22 protein-coding genes are annotated in these 19,161 nt (G+C 54.2%); all 22 read right to left on the bottom strand.

The window, feature by feature from the left end:
• Positions 1-3 precede the first annotated feature (3 nt).
• The 22 genes from thyX to cbiD all read right to left on the bottom strand — a co-directional run bounded on the left by thyX (position 4) and on the right by cbiD (position 19,069).
• Positions 4-642 carry an FAD-dependent thymidylate synthase gene (thyX, locus tag HMPREF1992_RS08270; RefSeq protein ID WP_021685443.1) on the bottom strand — a complete coding sequence of 213 codons (639 nt, stop codon included), beginning with the start codon at positions 640-642 and terminating at the stop codon, positions 4-6.
• Positions 632-1,126 carry a Mini-ribonuclease 3 gene (locus HMPREF1992_RS08275; protein WP_021685444.1) on the bottom strand — a complete coding sequence of 165 codons (495 nt, stop codon included), beginning with the start codon at positions 1,124-1,126 and terminating at the stop codon, positions 632-634. Before HMPREF1992_RS08275 ends, thyX begins: the two co-directional genes overlap by 11 nt.
• A 6-nt stretch (positions 1,127-1,132) precedes the next feature.
• A complete protein-coding gene (cysS, locus tag HMPREF1992_RS08280) occupies positions 1,133-2,563 on the bottom strand; it encodes a cysteine--tRNA ligase (RefSeq protein WP_021685445.1) in 1,431 nt (476 codons plus the stop codon).
• An 8-nt stretch (positions 2,564-2,571) separates the two neighbouring features.
• A complete protein-coding gene (gene cysE, locus HMPREF1992_RS08285; RefSeq protein WP_037359281.1) occupies positions 2,572-3,294 on the bottom strand; it encodes a serine O-acetyltransferase in 723 nt (240 codons plus the stop codon).
• A 241-nt stretch (positions 3,295-3,535) separates the two neighbouring features.
• On the bottom strand, positions 3,536-4,666 hold the full coding sequence (rpsA, locus tag HMPREF1992_RS08290; RefSeq protein WP_021685447.1) for a 30S ribosomal protein S1: 1,131 nt from the start codon (positions 4,664-4,666) through the stop codon (positions 3,536-3,538).
• On the bottom strand, positions 4,663-5,493 hold the full coding sequence (gene ispH, locus HMPREF1992_RS08295) for a 4-hydroxy-3-methylbut-2-enyl diphosphate reductase (RefSeq protein ID WP_021685448.1): 831 nt from the start codon (positions 5,491-5,493) through the stop codon (positions 4,663-4,665). The genes rpsA and ispH overlap by 4 nt, the downstream gene beginning before the upstream one ends.
• A gap of 131 nt (positions 5,494-5,624) precedes the next feature.
• Positions 5,625-5,990, bottom strand: a complete 366-nt coding sequence (gene crcB, locus HMPREF1992_RS08300) for a fluoride efflux transporter CrcB (protein ID WP_021685449.1) — start codon at positions 5,988-5,990, stop codon at positions 5,625-5,627.
• A complete protein-coding gene (locus HMPREF1992_RS08305) occupies positions 5,987-6,610 on the bottom strand; it encodes a histidine phosphatase family protein (RefSeq protein ID WP_021685450.1) in 624 nt (207 codons plus the stop codon). The genes crcB and HMPREF1992_RS08305 overlap by 4 nt, the downstream gene beginning before the upstream one ends.
• A 21-nt stretch (positions 6,611-6,631) precedes the next feature.
• The gene (locus HMPREF1992_RS08310) at positions 6,632-7,510 is read right to left on the bottom strand and encodes a GHMP kinase (RefSeq protein ID WP_021685451.1); all 879 of its coding nucleotides are present in this window, start codon (positions 7,508-7,510) and stop codon (positions 6,632-6,634) included.
• The gene (gene cobS / locus HMPREF1992_RS08315; RefSeq protein ID WP_021685452.1) at positions 7,501-8,277 is read right to left on the bottom strand and encodes an adenosylcobinamide-GDP ribazoletransferase; all 777 of its coding nucleotides are present in this window, start codon (positions 8,275-8,277) and stop codon (positions 7,501-7,503) included. Before cobS ends, HMPREF1992_RS08310 begins: the two co-directional genes overlap by 10 nt.
• Before the next feature lie 9 nt (positions 8,278-8,286).
• The gene (gene cbiB / locus HMPREF1992_RS08320) at positions 8,287-9,249 is read right to left on the bottom strand and encodes an adenosylcobinamide-phosphate synthase CbiB (RefSeq protein ID WP_021685453.1); all 963 of its coding nucleotides are present in this window, start codon (positions 9,247-9,249) and stop codon (positions 8,287-8,289) included.
• Positions 9,246-10,784 (bottom strand): cobyric acid synthase, encoded by a 1,539-nt coding sequence (locus HMPREF1992_RS08325; RefSeq protein ID WP_021685454.1) that lies wholly within the window; start codon positions 10,782-10,784, stop codon positions 9,246-9,248. The genes cbiB and HMPREF1992_RS08325 overlap by 4 nt, the downstream gene beginning before the upstream one ends.
• Positions 10,784-11,356: a bifunctional adenosylcobinamide kinase/adenosylcobinamide-phosphate guanylyltransferase gene (gene cobU / locus HMPREF1992_RS08330; protein ID WP_021685455.1), complete on the bottom strand. Its 573-nt coding sequence runs from the start codon at positions 11,354-11,356 to the stop codon at positions 10,784-10,786. The genes HMPREF1992_RS08325 and cobU overlap by 1 nt, the downstream gene beginning before the upstream one ends.
• Positions 11,344-12,711, bottom strand: coding sequence for a cobyrinate a,c-diamide synthase (locus HMPREF1992_RS08335; protein ID WP_021685456.1), 1,368 nt, complete (start codon positions 12,709-12,711; stop codon positions 11,344-11,346). The genes cobU and HMPREF1992_RS08335 overlap by 13 nt, the downstream gene beginning before the upstream one ends.
• A gap of 18 nt (positions 12,712-12,729) precedes the next feature.
• Positions 12,730-13,365, bottom strand: coding sequence for a precorrin-8X methylmutase (locus tag HMPREF1992_RS08340; protein WP_021685457.1), 636 nt, complete (start codon positions 13,363-13,365; stop codon positions 12,730-12,732).
• 15 nt (positions 13,366-13,380) lie between these two features.
• Positions 13,381-14,163 carry a precorrin-6A reductase gene (cobK, locus tag HMPREF1992_RS08345; protein WP_037359251.1) on the bottom strand — a complete coding sequence of 261 codons (783 nt, stop codon included), beginning with the start codon at positions 14,161-14,163 and terminating at the stop codon, positions 13,381-13,383.
• A complete protein-coding gene (gene cobJ / locus HMPREF1992_RS08350) occupies positions 14,160-14,915 on the bottom strand; it encodes a precorrin-3B C(17)-methyltransferase (protein ID WP_021685460.1) in 756 nt (251 codons plus the stop codon). The genes cobK and cobJ overlap by 4 nt, the downstream gene beginning before the upstream one ends.
• Entirely contained in the window at positions 14,903-15,991 is a 1,089-nt protein-coding gene (locus HMPREF1992_RS08355) for a cobalt-precorrin 5A hydrolase (protein WP_021685461.1), read from the bottom strand. The genes cobJ and HMPREF1992_RS08355 overlap by 13 nt, the downstream gene beginning before the upstream one ends.
• On the bottom strand, positions 15,988-16,743 hold the full coding sequence (gene cobM, locus HMPREF1992_RS08360) for a precorrin-4 C(11)-methyltransferase (protein WP_021685462.1): 756 nt from the start codon (positions 16,741-16,743) through the stop codon (positions 15,988-15,990). Before cobM ends, HMPREF1992_RS08355 begins: the two co-directional genes overlap by 4 nt.
• 9 nt (positions 16,744-16,752) lie before the next feature.
• Entirely contained in the window at positions 16,753-17,328 is a 576-nt protein-coding gene (cbiT, locus tag HMPREF1992_RS08365) for a precorrin-6Y C5,15-methyltransferase (decarboxylating) subunit CbiT (RefSeq protein WP_021685463.1), read from the bottom strand.
• Positions 17,325-17,966: a precorrin-6y C5,15-methyltransferase (decarboxylating) subunit CbiE gene (gene cbiE / locus HMPREF1992_RS08370; protein WP_021685464.1), complete on the bottom strand. Its 642-nt coding sequence runs from the start codon at positions 17,964-17,966 to the stop codon at positions 17,325-17,327. The genes cbiT and cbiE overlap by 4 nt, the downstream gene beginning before the upstream one ends.
• A complete protein-coding gene (cbiD, locus tag HMPREF1992_RS08375; protein ID WP_021685465.1) occupies positions 17,963-19,069 on the bottom strand; it encodes a cobalt-precorrin-5B (C(1))-methyltransferase CbiD in 1,107 nt (368 codons plus the stop codon). Before cbiD ends, cbiE begins: the two co-directional genes overlap by 4 nt.
• Between the last annotated feature and the right edge of the window lie 92 nt (positions 19,070-19,161).

The following is a 19,161-nucleotide window of genomic DNA, read 5'->3' on the forward strand; positions in this document are numbered from 1 at the left end:
ACATCATCCGCGCGGGATAAAGCGCTCCAGCCACGGCTCTGCCGCAACAATGAGGTCGCGCATACGGAGCATCATCTCCTTGATCTCCCACTGTGCACCGGGGGTCAGGACACGCTTCTCATACACATCCATAAAGGAGCGCAGGTTGAGCGTCGTGACAAAATTCGTACACGCACCGCCCGGCAGCACGAAGCGTGCGTCCTGCTTTGCAACGCCCATTCCAAGCAAATCGTCATACACCTGTTGGATCTCACGCATACACGCCATATAGCGCGCATACGCCTCTTCGTTATCCGCAACCGTCTGCGGGACGACATGTCCAAAGAGTCCGCCCGCCTGCTTTGCGGACTGCTCGGAGACATAGCGCTGGCTCTGCACGCTCAGCGAGACACCGATGCGGTGGCGGCTGTACTGCGCGAGCAGGGTCCGCGAGACATCCTTGACAGCAAAGGTCATGGAGCAGTGCTCCACCACCGAGAGATGCTTGCTCGTCATAATGCGCTCTAAGAGACGCAGCATCTCTTCGTCCGTCTTCTCTTCGGTGAGGAGTTCAATCGGAGAGTCCGCGCTGTAGCACGTCCGCGCCGCCGTCCAGCAGGTCCTCAGATAATTCGGTGTCTTTGAAATCAGTTTAATGTCCATGTTTTTGCTCCTGCTGATTCATCATCTCTTTCGAGATGATCTGAAATGCTGCCTCCGTGATCTCCTCAAGGCGCTCGTGCTCCTCACGAATGTAAAGGCTCCCGAGCAGTGCCTCAAGCCCCGTGCTCGCATGGTAGTCGGCAACGGACGCGCTCCGCGGCGCGTGGCTCTTCGTATTGCGTGCGCGCCGATAGATCGCCTGCTCCTCCTCCGTGAGCATATCCGAAATACCGCGATAGGCACGCGCCTGCCAGAGCGCGGAGACGATCTGCGCGCTGAACGCATGGAGTGCCTGAACCTGCGTCTGCTCGTAGGAGAGGAGACGCATACGCACATAGAGGTGAAAGTAGGCATCGCCTATGTATGCGAGAACAAGCGGATGTATATTCGCCGCATCCACGTTCTCATAGCGCGTGCGGATATTGCCCGCCTCATCCGGCAGGAACATCATGCGTACGAGCTGTTGAAACCGTTCAAATTTCATGCGCGGTCAAGCCCTTTTCCAACGCACGCCCGTCGGCGTGTCCTCGAGCACGACGCCCGCCTCCTTGAGTCCGTCACGAATCTTGTCCGCGACTGCCCAGTTCTTCGCTGCACGCGCCTCCTGCCGGATGCCGATGATGAGGTCCATCAGCGCATCGGCAAGCCCGTCGTCCGCCGCCGCTTCCTCCTGCTCAAAGATGCCGATGATCGCTGCCATTGCGCGATAGGCATCCGCAGTCCTTCTAAAGTTCACTGCGTCAAACGCTGCGCCGCGCTCCACCTCCTGATGGTAGCGGTTGATCTCCTTCGCGAGACCGAACATCTGACTGATCGCAAGCGCCGTATTGAAGTCATCGTCCATCGCCGCATCGAAATCCCGCAGGAATGTCTCCGCCTGCGCTGCCAGCTCCGCCGCCGTATCCGAAGAAGCCCCCTCACGCTGCAAAAGCTCTGTAATCACTTCATTCGCATTGCGCAGGCGATCGAGTGCCGTCTGTGCCTCGTGCAGACGCTCGTCACTGAAATCGAGAGGACTGCGGTAATGCGTCTGGAGGATGAAGAAGCGGATGACCTCGCCAGGGAACTCCTTGAGGATGTCCTTCACCGTGAAGAAGTTGTTCTTCGACTTCGACATCTTCTCATTGTCGATCGTGATGAATCCGTTGTGCAGCCAATAGCGTGCAAATTTCTCATCGCCGTCGATGCACGGCTCCGCCTGTGCAATCTCGTTCTCGTGGTGCGGGAAGACGAGGTCGTTGCCGCCGCCATGGAAGTCAAATACCTCGCCGAGATATTTCACGGACATCGCCGAGCACTCAATGTGCCAGCCGGGACGGCCCTGCCCCCACGGACTCTCCCACGAGGGTTCGCCGGGCTTTGCGGCCTTCCAGAGAGCGAAGTCCATGGGGTGCTCCTTCGTCTCGTTAACCTCGACGCGCGCACCTGCCTCCATATCGTCGAGGCTGCGCCCGCTGAGGCAGCCGTAGCGTGCAAATGCCTCCACACGATAGTAGACATCCCCCGCTTCCGTCACGTATGCATAGCCGCGCGTGATCAGCTTCTCAATCATGCGCTGGATGTCTTCCATCGTCTCGGAGACGCGCGGAAACACATCGGCACGTCGCACGTTGAGCGCATCCATCGCCTTGAAATACGCGGCGATGTAGCGATCAGAGATCTCCTTCCACGTCACGCCCTCGCGGTTTGCGGCATTGATGATCTTGTCGTCCACATCCGTAAAGTTCTGGATGTAGCGCACAGCATACCCCTTGCGTACAAGATAGCGGCGAATGACATCCCATGTGACAAAGGGGCGCGCATTTCCGATGTGCGGATCATTATAGGGCGTCACGCCGCAGCAATAGATGCTGACCTCCCCCGCGCGCAGTGGATGGAACTCTTCCTTTTTTCGCGTCATTGTATTGTATACGGTAAACATAATACCCCCTATTGTTTATTTTCCAGTTCAGAAAGACGGTTTTTGAGTGCATCAATCTCCTGCCTCATCGCCTCGAGCATCTCCGCCTCTGGATCGGGCAGCATATCGTGATCGAGGTCGACATCCAGCTCGCTTGCAATCTCCTCCGCACTCTCATCATACTCGATGGAGAGTTCCCGCGCTCTGTGAAAATCTGCCTCCGTACGGACACGCTGTCCATTCATCATGACAATGCGTCCAGGAATACCGACCACCGTTGCATGTGCAGGGACAGGACGCAGTACGACGGAGCCCGCACCGATCTTTGCGTGATCGCCCACGGTGAAAGAGCCGAGTACCTTCGCACCCGAGGCAACAACGACATTGTTGCCGAGCGTTGGATGGCGCTTGCCCTTCTCCTTACCCGTTCCACCGAGTGTCACCCCCTGGTAGAGAGTAACGTTTCGCCCAAGTTCTGCTGTCTCTCCGATGACAATACCTGTACCGTGGTCGATAAATAGCCCCTCGCCAATCGTCGCACCAGGATGGATCTCAATGCCCGTCAGGAAGCGGCCAAAATTGGAGATCAGGCGCGGGAAGAGTACCCAGCCGCGTATGTATAGCGCGTGCGCGATGCGATGCAGCCAGATGGCGTGAAGTCCGCCGTAACAGAGCAGTACCTCGATCGTACTCCGTGCCGCAGGGTCACGTTCAAAGACAACGCGAATATCACGCTTTATCCTCGCGAGCATAACAGCTTCCCTCACTCCCAGTCCAATACTGTCAACAAAAGAAATGCGCCCGCATCTCTTCAGAGACGCCGACGCGCAGATCGCCTTTGATTCCTTCCTTATTTTAGCAAAGAAGACAACGATGTGCAAGAAGGCAAATTCGGAAGCATCGCTGAAATAAAAAAGGAGTGACATACATCACTCCTTAGTATTTTATGCAGCGATCTGCAGTGCAGACTTACCTCACCCGATCGAGACAGAACTAGGCCTGATCTTCCGTGTTCTCGCTTTCCTCAGCTTTTTCCGACTGATGCTCGTCCACGTACTTCTTGACCTCTGCCGCATCTGCATCACGCTTCGCCTTCGTAATCGACAGCGAGATGCGCTTACGCTTCGTATCGATGCGAAGCACCTTGACAGTCACGACATCGCCCGTGTGGACAGCCTCATCCGCACGCTCGATGCGCTTCTCGGCAAGCTCGCCCATCGGAATAAGACCGTCAAAGCCCGGCTCGATCTCCATGAACGCACCGAAGTCCGTCAGTTTGATGATCTTACCCTCGATGAAGTCGCCCTCAGCATACTGCTCCGCCTTCTCGACCCACGGATCCGGAAGCGTATCCTTTACCGAGAGGGAGATGCGCTTTGCATCACGGTCGACGCTCTTAACGAAGACATCGAGTTCCTGCCCGACCTCGAGCACCTCGGACGGATGCTTTACGCGATGCCATGCAAGATCCGAAATGTGAGCAAGGCCATCCACGCCGCCGATGTCGATGAACGCACCGTAGTCGACAAGGCGCTTGACCGTACCGCGCACAACCTGCTCCGGCTCAATCGCCGAGAATACAGCCTCTTCCTTCTCCGCGCGATCACGCTCGAGAAGCTTGCGGCGGGAGAGTACGAGACGACGCTTCTGAACATCAATCTCGATGATCTCTGCCTCAACCGTCTGATCTACATAGACTGCGAGATCCTTGACGAAGTGGAGTTCCATCTGGGATGCCGGAATGAAGCCTCGCAGACCCATGACATAGGCAACAAGACCGCCCTTGACTTCTTTCGCGATCTTCGCCTCGACGGTATCGCCCTTGGCTTTGATCTCCTCGATATCCTTCCAAGCCGCCATCTTATCCGCTTCGACTTTGGACAGGCTGCCGCCGTTGTCGCCGCCGAGCGACTTGATGTAAACATCGATTTCATCGCCGACCTTCACGACATCGCGTGCATCGTCCGGCGCAGGAACGGCAAGATCCCTCTTAGAGACAGGAATCTCCTGCTTATAGCCGATATCGACATACGCCTCGTCACGGGATACCTGAACAACGACCCCTTTGACAACCGTACGCTCCTGGATATCGGGCATATCTTCCTGTTCCAAAAGTTCCTTCATGCTCTGCTCTGACACTGTTTATAAACCTCCTTGATAATCCAGTCCGGTGTAGAAGCACCGGCTGTAATACCAATTTTATTAACATCCTTAATCCAATCGTCCTGCAGCTCTTCCACAGTCTCGATATGGTATGTTTTACACTTTGTTGCGCATAGTTGGGCAAGCCGTGTCGTATTCGCACTGTTCTTGCCGCCGACGACAAGCATCACATCGACCTTTTCAGCAAGCTCAAGTGCCGCTGCCTGGCGCAGATCAGTCGCCGTACATATCGTACGCAAAATCTTGATCTCACGTGACTTTTCCAAAAGGCAGGACACGATGCTCCGAAAGCGATCCCCAGAGAATGTCGTCTGTGAGACAATCCCAAGCTTGCCTATACGGGGAAGGGCATTCGCCTCCTCCTCGGTCTCGATAATATGAGCACCACGCACCGTCCATTCGAAGATACTCTTGACCTCCGGATGATCCTTCTCTCCGACAATAACAACGGTATATCCTTCCTCGGATAACAGTTTTGCCGAGAGCTGCGCTTTCTTGACGTGCGGACAAGTTGCGTCCACGAGTTCTAAACCGCGTGACTCCGCCTCCTCATACACGTTTGGTCCCACTCCGTGCGAACGAATGATGACAAGGCCATCCTCCATCTCCTTGAGTGAGCCGACAGTACCAACGCCCTCATTTTTCAGGCGCTCCACCATCTGCGGATTATGAATGATCGGACCAAGCGTACTGGACGTGCCATCCGGAGAGGCATTCTGGCGGGCAATCTCTATGGCGCGTTTCACTCCATAACAGAACCCCAGGTGTTCAGCTAAAATAACCTCCATAGACCTCACCGTAATGTATATTGATTCTCAATAAATGCACGTATACAGAATCCCATCCACACAATCTGGGTAACAGTATAACACGCCAATCTCCTGCGCGCAAATAAAAATTTATATTTTCTCTTAGAAATTCAACTGTTGACCATGTACTTCGCTGCAAAAAGGGAAAGAATGCCAAACACAACGCTCAAAACGATATAGAGAATACCTGCTGTGAATCGCCCCTCCTCCATCAGACTCAATGTTTCGAGCGAAAACGTAGAAAATGTTGTAAAACCGCCGCAGATTCCCGTCTGCAGGAAGAGCACGAGGCGCGGGTCGAGATTGCCATACCTGCCCGCAATACCGACAATCAGGCCGATGGCAAAGCAGCCGATCATATTGACTGCAAATGTGCCAATCGGAAATTCGCTCCCCAGTTTCGGAACCATCTGCCCGAGAAGGTATCGGCAGATGGCGCCGATCGCACCGCCAAGCCCTACGGCAAGAAGATTCATCGCACGTCCTCTGTACGCAGATGAGAGGTGTCGTTCATCAGTGTGACGATGGCAAAGCCATCATCCTCGAATCGAATTTTGTTGACCGCAGTATTGAGCTGTGATACATGCCATATTGAGCGAATCGGCATAGCAAGGATGTCGGCAAGCAGGATGCGAATGGAGGCACCATGCGAAAAAATAACGACGCGTTTTCCCTGCTGTGCACGCACAATCTCGCTGACACGTCCTGCTACACGCTTTTGAAAGACAGGGAAGGGTTCACCGTTCGGAATATTGGCCTTCTCCGGGTCACTGTAAAAATGCTTCATTCCATCCGGGCATTCTGCATTGATATCGCTGAAATTACGCCCTTCCCATGTACCAAAGTTGAGTTCTCTGAGCGCGGTATCAGGAATAACGTCTACCCCGAAGCGCCGGGCAAGGGGAGCTGCCGTATCCATCGCCCGAATGAGGTCACTCGCATAGATTGCGTCTACATGATCGATGATAAGATTTTGTGCAAGTGCCTCTGCCTGGGCCCTCCCCTTTTCTGAAAGGGGCACGTCGGAGTGCCCCTGAAAGCGCCCCGTCTGATTCCATTCCGTCTCCCCGTGACGTATGATAATGAGCTCCGTCATATTCCCCTCCCCTTTCTCTTCTTACGGCCTGATTTCACAGACAACGCCGCCCGAGATGAGTCGCGCTGGCTGCATAAAACGATACCTTCCTTCAAATGCCGCTGCAAGAGTGCTTGTCTTTTCCTCGATTACATCACTCTTCATCTCAGTCGACCAGAGTGCGCCGACCACCGTTCCGCTGTGCGCCACGAGAATGCCGAGCGCGCCCTGATCCTGTGCCGCCCGGATGAACTCCTCGAGTTGTGGTTTTTCCAAATGCGCTTGATTGAGGCGAGCGCTCGCAGTCGCCACCTGACCAAGCATCTCCTCCTTCTGGCGTTCCGCTGCATAAAACGCATGCGTCACCTTAGCAAGTAAATCCCGATAAATCTCGTCCTGATTGCCGCTGTTTCCCTTGCTCTGATAGTAGGCAATCGTATCGACCTCCCCACCTACGTCAAAAATTGAGATGGGGAAAAGAGGAACATTGGCGTATTGCCCAAAAAGTTCGCCTGTCGTGTGGCTTACATGGGCGAGTCCTGAAAAGGCAATCCCATCACTCGGCTCGATTGCAATGGCAATATCCATGATCTCGCGCCCTGTAATCTCTCGACCAAAGGCGCGCGCCGTCGCACAGCTGACCGCAGCAATATCCGCACTTGAGGATGCCATGCCTTTGCCCTGCGGAATCTCCGATTCCAAGCGTATACCGAAGGGCAGCGCCTTCTGTCCGATATGCGCAAGCGTTAGACGCATTGCCTCCTGTGCTTTCGCCCCAAGCCCATGCACTCCCGTGAAGCGATCTGAGACTGTCGCCACGGCATACATACTGATGGGCGCAGTCACAAGAAACGGCGTCCCCTCAAGGACGCCTTCCACGAGTTCCCCACAGGATGCCGGTGCTTTTGCGATTATTTCCATAATATCCCCCAAACGTTCGGATGTGTTGATGCAAGTGAAAAGACAGCAAGGACAAGTGTTTCGGTAAGTACGGTTGCCGCTCCATAGACATCCCCCGTCACCCCGCCAAGAATTTTCGTCATTGCACTGCAAAAAAGAAGTGCAAAGGCCGTGCCGAGGACGAGTGCTGCCGCTGCAAGCGTCCCCCAGGGAAGAACAAGCGCTGTCGTTGTCAATGCTGCAATCACAACGGTCCTGCGATCCCCCATATCCGCAAATGTCTTCCCTACGCCGTCCTTGCGCGCATAGGGAAAACAGGAAACGGCGAGCACCATCGCAAGCCTGCCGATGATGGGCATAACGAAAAGCGCAGGGACGAGAAGAAGCGGATGCATATCAAAGAGCAAAGAAAACTGCACAAACATGAGGAGAACGAAGGAAACAACCCCAAACGAACCGACACGGCTGTCCTTCATGATCTCGAGTTTGCGCTCACGTTCACGTCCAGAGAACACGCCATCTGCCGTATCCATAAAACCATCCGCATGCAGCCCTCCCGTCAAAACGAGCGGCAGTATGAGCAGGAGTGCTGTGGGCAGTGCCTGCATTCCGAAGAGCCCCTTCGTATAAACGAGAAGCCATGCCGCAGATGCATAGCAGATACCAAGGACAAGTCCGACAAGAGGAAAGAAACGCGTACTGCGCCCAAAGTCCTCTGCCGTCCATTCCGTCTGATTCACCAAGCGAATCCTTGTAAGAAATTGAAGCCCAATCAAAAATGAATGCATGAAACGCCTCTAATTGTACCGATAAAGTGAAAAAAGATAGTAAAAGAGCAAGAATAGTACAGCCACCGTATACATGAGGCGAATTGCGCCGAGAATATGCTTTGCAGATATATCCATATGCGCATCACCCATATAGGCGCGGAAATGTCGCTCACCAAAATAGTAGTTGATGCCGCCGAGACGTATGTGAAGAGCACCTGCAACAGGAGCTTCAGCATGTCCCCCATTCGGGCTTGGATGTCCGGCAGCGTCGCGGACAAGAATATTGAGCGCATTGCGCCCATCATAGCCCAGGAGGAAGGCCGCCATGACAAAGAGCACCCCCGAAATGCGCGCCGGTATGTAGTTCAGGACATCATCCACGCGCGCTGCCATGCGGCCAAAGTAAAGATACCGCTCATTTCGATAGCCGAGCATAGAGTCCATCGTATTTGCTGCACGATAGAGTACAGCAAGAGGAGCTCCCCCAAGTGCAAAGAAAAAAAACGGTGCAATCACGCCGTCCACAGTATTCTCCGCAACGGTCTCAATGGCTGCTCGTGCGGCATCAGCCTCATCAAGCTGTGCCGTATCGCGCCCGACAATATATCCAACGTGTTCCCGCGCTGCTGGGAGATCCCCTTTGACGAGCAGCATATAGATATCCTGTCCCGCCTTAGCCAGCATGCGGGGAGAGATGCAAAAATAGAGCAGAAGCACGCTGACAGCGTCGCTCCCCCATGCCACAGGCAGCTGACGCACCGCAAGCAGCAGGCCCTCTGCGAACGCATAGGCAATGCAGAGTATGAAGAGCACCAGCAGAGATCCCATCACAAATTTTCGCTGATTACTGCCACCCGTTGGATAGAGCAGGCGCTCCAAAAGCGAAATAAAACGACCAAGCACGGCGACAGGATGCCACCTTGTCTGTGGATCGCCAAGTACCGTATCGAGAAAGAATGCCCCCATGGCAAGGAGTGGTGCAGGGATCATCTGCTCTCCCCCAGGCCGACAATCGCTCTGAGTTTCTCCATGGCTAGACTTTTGCGCACACTCTCGGCAAGGCGATCATAGGCACGCTCTTTTTCTGCACGATAGCGGTACTGCACGGGCAACTCCTCCCACCCACGGTGCTGACGCAGGCGATTGAGAAACGCCCGTCTGAATTCATCCGCATCAAAGATTCCGTGAATATAGGTTCCCATGGCAAGCCCATCATTCGAGAGCGCACCATCACGTACGTCTGTCGGCTGACTGCCTGCCCGAACAATATGGAATGGTCGATGCGCCTCCTCCGTGAATATAGTCTCTCCCATATGGATCTCATAGCCAAAAAGATTCACCGCTGAAATCTGTGCGCCGAGGAAGCTAAAATCAGCCGTTGCAGTGACCTGACGCAGACGCTTCGTGGCTGCAAATGTCGTCTCGATCGGCAAATAGCCAAAACCGGTCGTCTGCTCGTGCTCCGACTCCGTATGGAGCGGATCGCGCACCACTCTGCCAAGCATCTGATACCCTCCGCAGATACCAAAGAGAAGTGTGCCTCGCGATACACAGCTCCGAATCGCCTCTTCCAGACCGCTGTCTCGGATATAGAGGAGATCCTCCGTTGTGTTTTTCGATCCCGGCAGGAGAATAAGATCGGGAGTCCCAAGTTCCGACGGTACGCTCACATAGTAAAGCGCGACATCCGGCTCATTTGCAAGTGCGTCAAAATCTGTGAAGTTCGAAAGCTTCGGTGTACGAATGACCGCGATGCGCAGCTGATCTTTGTGCGCCCCCCCATCTCCATAGCGCTTCTCATCGAGCGAGACAGAGTCCTCCTCATCAATCCCAAGCTGTTCGATATGATGTACAACGCCAAGAACAGGCTTGCCCGTCTTTTCCTCAAGGAAATCAAGTGCCGGAGTCAAGAGGCTCACATCACCGCGAAACTTGTTGATGATGAGGCCTTTGACAAGATCGCGTTCCTCCTCATCCAAGAGTTCCAACGTGCCTACCAGAGAAGCCAAAGCACCGCCGCGATCAATGTCAGCAATAAGCAGGACAGGAGCATGCAGATGCTTTGCCACACGCATATTGACAATATCATTTGCTTTGAGATTGATCTCGGCGGGACTGCCCGCTCCCTCGATCACAAGCAGCTCGTACTCCTCCTGGAGTCGATCGAGTGCTTCCTCAACCGCCCCCCATGCTTTAAGCGAGTATCCCTTGTGATATTCACGTGCGCTCATGTTGCCGACCGGCTCACCCTTGATGATAACCTGAGACTGTGCATTCCCCGTCGGCTTGAGAAGAACGGGATTCATATCAACCATAGGGGCAAGCCCCGCCGCTTCCGCCTGTGCCACCTGTGCACGCCCCATCTCACGCCCATCAAGCGTGACATAGGAGTTCAGCGCCATGTTCTGTGCCTTGAAAGGAACGACACGCCATCCTTCTTGGTGGAATATGCGGCAGAGCGCCGTCGTCAAAATGCTCTTGCCAACATGAGAGCTCGTTCCCATCAGCATAACGCTCTTTGCCATCAGATCACCTCCGCAATCTTCTTGATGTTCACCGGAATCCCACAGGTGACGAGATAGACCTCCGCTGCACTGCACGCAATCTGCTGATTGGCAAGTCCCGCCATATCCCGATAAAGACGCCCCAGGCGATGTTCGGGCACAATCCCCGCCCCCACTTCATTCGTTACAAAAATGGTGGTCGCAGAGATTTCCTGGGCCGCAGAAATAAGCGCGCCTATTCGCTTCTCCACATGGAGCACAAAGGAATCACGCTCCTGTTCCTCTTCCGGGTACTGAAGCATATCATTGCTCAGAAACATGGTAATACAGTCAAATAGGATGACACCGTGCGCCGCTCCTGCCGCACGAATGGCATCCTCTGTATGGAAAGGTGCTTCGTATGTAGACCAATCTGCTGGACGGCGGCTCTGGTGAAGATCGACGCGCTGGCGCATTTCCTCATCATAGACTTGTGCCGTGGCAATATAGGCGACCTTCGTCCCCGTCTGTGCCGCACAATAAGCCGTATAGCGTTCGGCAAATGCAGATTTTCCAGATCGCACACCACCCGTTACAAGGACTATTTTCCCCATCTGCTGGACGCCTCCACAAAATGCGCTGCAGCAGACGGACATCCTGCAAAATGAAGATGCAGATAACTCCCCAATGCGTTTTGAAAAACGCATCCCGCTTGGTACTGTGCTCCGTTGCGCAGCTTCGTAAAGGTAAACGGACGAACAAGATCTGCCGAGTGCTCTGCCTCCTCGACGGAGAAGTGGAACTCATGCCCATGCAGAACAAGTCCTGCGGAGCCAAGCACAGTATCTACGGCCTGCTCTGCTTCAACATAACCAACCATTTGCAGTTTCTCGGTCATGCGCGCCTGCATAGGAAATATACCAGCCATCTCATGCTCCACTCCGTCAAAGTCGATGAGTGTTTTCATTAAATACATATATCCGCCGCATTCTGCATAGATAGGCATACCCGCGGCTGCTGCACGAGAGATAGATGTTCGCATGGACACATTCCCAGAAAGCTGCCCTGCAAACATCTCGGGGAATCCACCGCCGATAATGAGACCATCTACGTTCGGAATACAGGCATCATGCAGAGGGCTGAATTCCACGATTTCTGCGCCTTGTGCCTCAAGTTCGGCGAGACTGGCTGCATAGTAGAAGGAAAAGGCCTCGTCACGTGCAACGCCAATACGCGTGGCTCGCTGCGCGGCCTGCCGCGATGCCATCGGCAATGAAACGGGTTCAGCGCTGCGAGCGAGTTCCAGAATGGCCTCAATATCAAGCCCTTCCTCAACGCGCTCTCCCACGGCATGAATCGTCGCTGCGGCTGCATGTTCCTCCACTGGAGTCAAGCCAAGATGACGCTCCGGCAAGGAAAGCGTACTGTCGCGCCGTATCGCACCATAAACGTGCATATCAATCCCAGCCATTGCCTCGCGGATCATGTCCTCGTGTGTATCGCTGCCGAGACGGTTGATGAGAACTCCCGCAAGATTCAGCTTAGGATCATAGACACGAAAGCCGAGTGCTGTCGCCGCTGCCGAAGCACCGACCGATTTCGCATCAATCACAAGAAGCACGGGGGTGTCAAGAGCCTTTGCGATGGCAGCCGTCGAACTGATGCCGCGGCGCCCCCCATCATAGAGTCCCATCACGCCCTCAATTATAGCAATATCAGCGCCCTCACACTCGCGTGCAAAGATCTCTGTCAGCCGCCCCTCCGGCACAAGCCAGGTGTCCAGATTATGCCCTGTACGTCCGCTTGCCATCCGATGGTAACCAAGATCAATATAGTCCGGGCCAACCTTGAATGACTGCACACAAAGTCCACGGCTGCGCAGTGCGGCAAGAAGCCCTGTAACCAAGGTTGTCTTGCCACCGCCGGACTGAGTCGCAGCGACGACAAGACGTGGAATGTTCCACTGCATGAATCCACCTCTCCTTGATTAGGGGCGCGTGTTATCAATCAGATACATGAGCGCATTGATTGCCGCCGCCGCGATGGGGCTGCCGCCCTTCGTGCCCTCGACGGTAATATATGGAATAATGCCGTTCTCTGCGAGCTCAGCTTTCGACTCGGCTGCTCCCACGAAGCCGACGGGAATACCAACGATGCAGGCAGGGCGAATGCCCTCCTCACGCACAAGGCGAAGAACCTCAAAGAGTGCCGTCGGCGCATTTCCAATGGCAATAATACTGCCATGGAGATCCTTGCCAAACTGACGCATGGCAACCATCGAGCGCGTAATTCCAAGTTCCTTCGCGCGCACAGCGACATCGGGATCCGCTACGAGGCAGTGCACCTCACCTCCGAATGAGGCAAGCTTTTTCTTGTTAATGCCCGTACGCACCATCTCTACATCCGTATAGATATGTGCACCAGCCTTAAGCGCCTCAATGGCAGAATCAATGGCCTCGGGATGAATGCGGGTAATCGGTGCATAGCCAACATCCCCCGAGGCATGAATTAAGCGAGAGTATACCTTTGTCGCACGCTCGTCCAAGCCGAGGCCCTCCAGATGAGGTGCAATCAGCTCCATGCTGCGGTTTTCAATCGCCATAGGTTCCTTTATAAAATCCATGAAAAACTCCTTATTCTATGATACTTTCATCAAATCAACAAAATCTTTTACTTCCTCATAGGTATGTGCTAAATGTGGGTATGCGAGTACGGGACGATCAATCACAATTACAGGGAGCCCCAAATCCTCAGCTGCCTGAAATTTCTCATCCGTTCCGCCGATTGTGCCGCTGTTTTTTGTCACGACGACATCTGCACCATACTTTTCATACATAGCTCGATTCAGCTCACGGGAGAACGGCCCCTGCATCGCAATAATCTGGGCCGGTGTCAATCCAAGGTCCTCACAAAGGGCAATTACATCCGCCGTTGGCAGCACACGCGCAATCAGTGTACAGTCCACAAGAGAAGGTGCCTTGACAAAGCGCTCCAGATTACGGCTGCCTGTTGTCAAAAACACCGTCTTCCCTAAACGAGCAGCAACCTCCGTCGCCTCCTCATATGAATGAACGAGATGGACATTCTCATAGGAGATATCCGTGAGATTGCGTTCATAACGAATATAGGGAATCCCCTCCGCCGCACACGCCGTCATGGCGTTCCGTGAAACATTGACTGCATAGGGATGCGTTGCATCGACAAAGGCACGAATCTCATGTTCACTGAAAAAACGACGCAGACCATCTTCATCAAGTGGTGTATCATTGATAATGAGACGCCCACCGCCCCTTTTCTGCTGTTCTGCGAGGAGCTGCTGCCCATAGGAACTGACAACAGAGGCAACAACATCATATCCTGAGGCACACAGGCGGCGTACAATCTCACGCCCGTCCTGCGTCCCCGATGCTACAAAAATCAAAGTCCCGGCTCCCGTTTCTGATAGCCGCGCGGCGTAATCATCCAGTCTCCCACCTGACGTGTCTTGGAGTTGCCAATGATGACGATCGAGAACATATTGATGTCCTCCTTCGTAAAGTCGCTGAGCCTCGAAATCAGCATCGCCTCATTGGTACGACTCGCTCCCGTCACGACGCCAACGGGCGTCTCGGGAGCACGGTGGCGCAGGAAGATCTCCTGCACCGCGTTGATCTGTCCCACGCGCTTATTGCTGCGCGGATTATAGAGCGCCGTAACAAAATCGCCCTTTGCCGCGAGTTCGGCACGTTCCTGAATGATCTCCCACGGCGTGAGCAGATCCGAGAGGCTGATGACAACAAAGTCGTGCATAATGGGCGCACCAAGAAGACCTGCCGCCGCACTCATCGCCGAGACACCTGGAATCACGCCGCCGAACTCCGGCTTCTCCGCGTCATCCATCTTCACGAGCAATTCGAGGACAAGACCTGCCATTCCATAGATGCCGGCATCACCACTCGAGATGACAACGACATTTTCCCCTGCTGACGCCTCCTGAAGCGCCGCACGGCAGCGGTCAATCTCCTGCGTCATGCCTGTATCGAGCACCTTTTTTCCTTCGACAAGCTCCGCGATCAGATCCACATAGCGCTTGTATCCGACTACCGTCGTCGCCTCTTCAATCGTGCGCCGTGCACGGTAGGTCATATCGTCCAAGCTGCCCGGGCCAATGCCCACAACACTTATTTTTCCCATAGGAGTGCCACCGTCACTTTCCCAAAACTTGTTTTTCCGAGCGCCATGCGCCCGCCTGCTTCTCCAGCCGCGCAGAGCGCCGCCGCCTCGGAAACATTCCCGACGCCGATCGTCTGCCGGACAAAATTGGACTCTATAAGTCCGTATTCTTGAATCATCGCAGCAAGCTCCTCGTTCGGGTAGAAACGAATCTCCCGTCCAAGTGTGCGAACTGCCGACAACAACCCATCCTCATGACTCTTGACCACTGTGCTCGCAAAGAGATCGATGGCGGACGGCTCACGTCCGATCATGCCGCACGCCTCTGTGAGTGCGCGGAGAATCTTCGCCTCCGGCACACCTGCACGGCAGCCAACCCCTGCAATCAGTCGGCGCGGTGTAAGGTATAGTGTGCGCGGCTCATGCATATTCGGAATATCGTCCGCCTGCACGATAACAACGCGGAACTCATCCGCCCCCACGGACGGTATCGCCCCCTGAAAGGATCGTACCTGCACATCCTCTCTACGCAGCTGTTCCTCATAGAATGGGGCCTGCGACAAGCTGGCATCCAGGTAGTATGTGAGCGTCTTTCCTTCAAGAAGTGCCGTATTCACCGTCTGTATGGCGGCCTTGGGTACGGGGCGCAAGGCTAATCGTGCAGCGATCGCATCTGGTGCAAGAACCCCCGTCACATCGGTCGCCGTTGTGATGACCGGGTCAGCCCCTACCGCTGCACAAAGGTTGCGTGTGAGTTCATTTGCACCGCCGACATGCCCTGAGAGGAGACTGATCCCATGGTGTCCCGCCTCATCAAAGACAATGACCGCGGGATCGTACAGCTTGCTCGTCGTATAGGGCGCGATCATACGCACGACAATGCCCGTCGCCATCACACAGATCAGTGCATCATAACGCACAAACGCCGTCTTGATGACATCCGCAAGACGTGTAAAATATACGGTCTCACAGGACGTTATCACACTGCTGCGCAGGCGCTCCGGCAGGTGAATCGTCCCCCCATCACCGAGGGCCTCAGAGAGGCGCAGCGCAAGCTGTGCACCGCTCTCCGTCAAGGCAAAAAGCGCTGTTCTCACGATTTTGCATCCCGGAACATATGCGAGAATCCGGGCGCATAGAGCTGTGAAAGATTATATTCCGTATCAAGGCAATCTCCGACGACAATCATCGCCGTACGATCAATCGCCTCTTCCTTTACCTGCTCTGCAATCGTTGCGAGAGTGCCGCGCAGAATCTTCTGCTCCGGCCATGTTGCCCTCTGAACAATGGCAATCGGCGTAGTCTCCTCATATCCACCTTCAATGAGTTCGGCTGCAACCTCCTCAATCATGGTGATCGAAAGGAAAATACACATTGTCGCATGATGTGAGGCGAGACTCCGCAGCTTTTCGCGCTCCGGAACGGGCGTACGTCCCTCGTTGCGCGTGATAATAACCGTCTGTGAAATGCCGGGCAGCGTATACTCCTGGCGCAGCGCGGCGGCAGTGCCAAGAAACGAACTGACACCAGGTACAACATCATAGTCAAATCCATGCTTCTTCCAGGCATCCATTTGTTCCTGAATTGCACCATAGATTGCAGGATCACCCGTATGCAGACGAACTGTCATCTTTCCCTCGGACTCTGCACGGACGATCACCTCAACCACGTCGTCGAGTGTCATATGCGCTGAGTTGTGGATCTCCACCCCCTCTTTGCACATCTCGAGAAGGGCAGGGTTAACGAGAGATCCCGCATAGATGACAACGTCCGCCTCTGAAAGATAGCGTGCACCTTTGACAGTAATGAGTTCGGGATCACCTGGTCCCGCACCGACAATATGAATCATATAGATACCTCACTTTCGCTGTGCTGTAATAATATAGATTGGATTCAGGGCCTTTGCCATGTCGTACGGGCCGACACGCTCGAGCTTACTGATCTGCACCTGTATCGCCTCATAGGTATAATGCTCTGTATGCTTATGGAAATAGTCCAGGCATGCAGCTACCGTCTGCATGGTGATTGCATTTGCCACAATACGTCCATGAGGGCGCAGGCGCTGCCCAATGATATCTAAAATATCTGCAAGTTTCCGTCCGCTGCCGCCAATGAGGGCCACATCGACTTCCGGCAGCCCCGCCAAAGCGTCAGGGGCAGTCCCCTCCACTACGGTGATATTCTCCACAGAAAAAATCTTTGCATTCTCAGTGATTAGACCAATGCCCTCCGGATTTTTTTCGATCGCATAAACATGACCTGCAGGGGCAAGGCGTGCAGCCTCAATAGAGAGCGATCCGGTTCCCGCACCGACATCGTAGATCACTGCATCCGGTGCGATCTGCGCTTTGACGAGCGTGAGAATACGAATCTCCTCCTTCGTCATAGGTACCTTCCCCCGCACAAAAGCATCGTCTTTAATTCCTAAGTTCATACATTCTCCTCATGTGCACAGACAATGATGACACCGTGCCCAATGCCGGCATCCATCTTCGCTGCCCCCAAAGTCGTCGTTATAATATTCTCATCTGCATACGAAAGCCGCGTGCAGATATACATTATATCCTCATCCCGCCATCCACACGCGAGCAGGCGCACAGCAATTGTCTGCGAGTTGTTTCGCCCATCTGTCAGCATACCGATTACTGCATCCGATGAGCGAAAGAGTTCCTCTGTCAGAGGTTCGCGTCCATGAAAGCTAAGAAGCCTAGCATTATGCCATGGCAGAGCCAGCCGCGCGAACGCAAGCTGGAGCGAGCTAATGCCAGGAACAACCTCTATTTGTTCCAAAGGAAATGTGCGCCGCAATGCATCGAGAAGTGAAAAATATCCAGGATCCCCAGAGACCATAACGACGACATCATCTCCCGCGAGGGACTCCTCAATAAAGGCGAGAACACCCGAGATATCTGCACCGACGGCACATTCATGTACCCCATGATGCGAATAGTCGACAAGCGCACGTTTGCCTCCAACCAGGATACGAGCATTCTCTATCGTTGTCTGTGCTTTTGGCAACAAATACGCAGGATCTCCCGGGCCAATACCAACCACGATAATTTTATGGTTCATTGTTCAAGTCTCCATCCATACGCACGTGCAAAGCCATATGCCCGTTCATCCGCGCCAAGAATATCGCCCGCGAAATTCACCATGAGTGCACCGACCTCGACCTTGCCGAAGACATACCGCTCCGCACGGACATGCACGCGCTCCGCAATGACACTGCAGACGCGCTCCATCAATCCGGCCGAAGCAATGATCTCCATCGCGTCCTCCGTCGTATTCGCCGCAAGAACGGCACGCACACCGTCCTGTGGCAGGCCCTCTGCCGCTGCGTAGGCAGCGAGTGTCTCAAGGCGGGCATCCGCAATGCGATTGTGCGTGTGAAAGACCCCAGCAGCCATCTTCACAAGCTTTCCCGTATGACCGAGAATGAGTATGCGTGCTGCTCCTCGTTCTGCAGCACGATCCAACATAAATCCAATAAAATTGCTCGTCTCAATGAGCGCTGTCTGCGGTACCCCAAGCGAGAGGGCAATCTTCTCCCCAATCTTGCCGGGAACGAATACGAGCACAGGTTCCTGTGCTGCAAGTGCCACATCGATCTGCGGCACGAGGGAGTCCTTGAAAGCCTCCTCTGACATTGGACGGAGAACTCCCGTCGTCCCGATGACGGAGATGCCTCCTTCGATCCCAAGTACTGGATTGAGGGTCTTCTTGGCAAGCTCCACGCCCTCAGGTATAGAAATCGTCACGACCGCGCCAGAATCTGGACGGCCTGTCATCTCCTCAATCACACTGCGAATCAGTGTGCGCGGTCCTTTATTGATCGATGGCTCTCCAACAGGAAGGCTCATGCCTCGCTTTGTCACTGTGCCGACACCCTTGCCTGCCCGAAATACGATGCCTGGCTCATCGCGCCGCTGAATCGTAGTAAATACGGAGACTCCATTCGTAATATCAGGGTCATCGCCCGAGAACTTTACGACCTCAGCGCAAATGCCATCTGCTGTCTCCCTGACTTCTTTGACCGGAATCGTCAGAAGCGTACCATCGAGCGCTGTCAAAGAGATTTCACGCCAATCTACACCTGCCATAAACAGGAATGCGGCCTTGACTCCTGCTGCTGCACAAGCACCTGTTGTATAGCCGCTGCGCAATTCCTTTGCCATAATTACCTCTCCAATGACAGAAAACAAAATTATTATATCATTCCTTGCTCCAAATGAAAAGGGAGCACCATGCTTTTCACACAGTACTCCCT

The sequence above is a fragment of the Selenomonas sp. oral taxon 892 str. F0426 genome (assembly GCF_000468035.1).
In the GTDB taxonomy this organism is placed as follows: domain Bacteria; phylum Bacillota; class Negativicutes; order Selenomonadales; family Selenomonadaceae; genus Centipeda.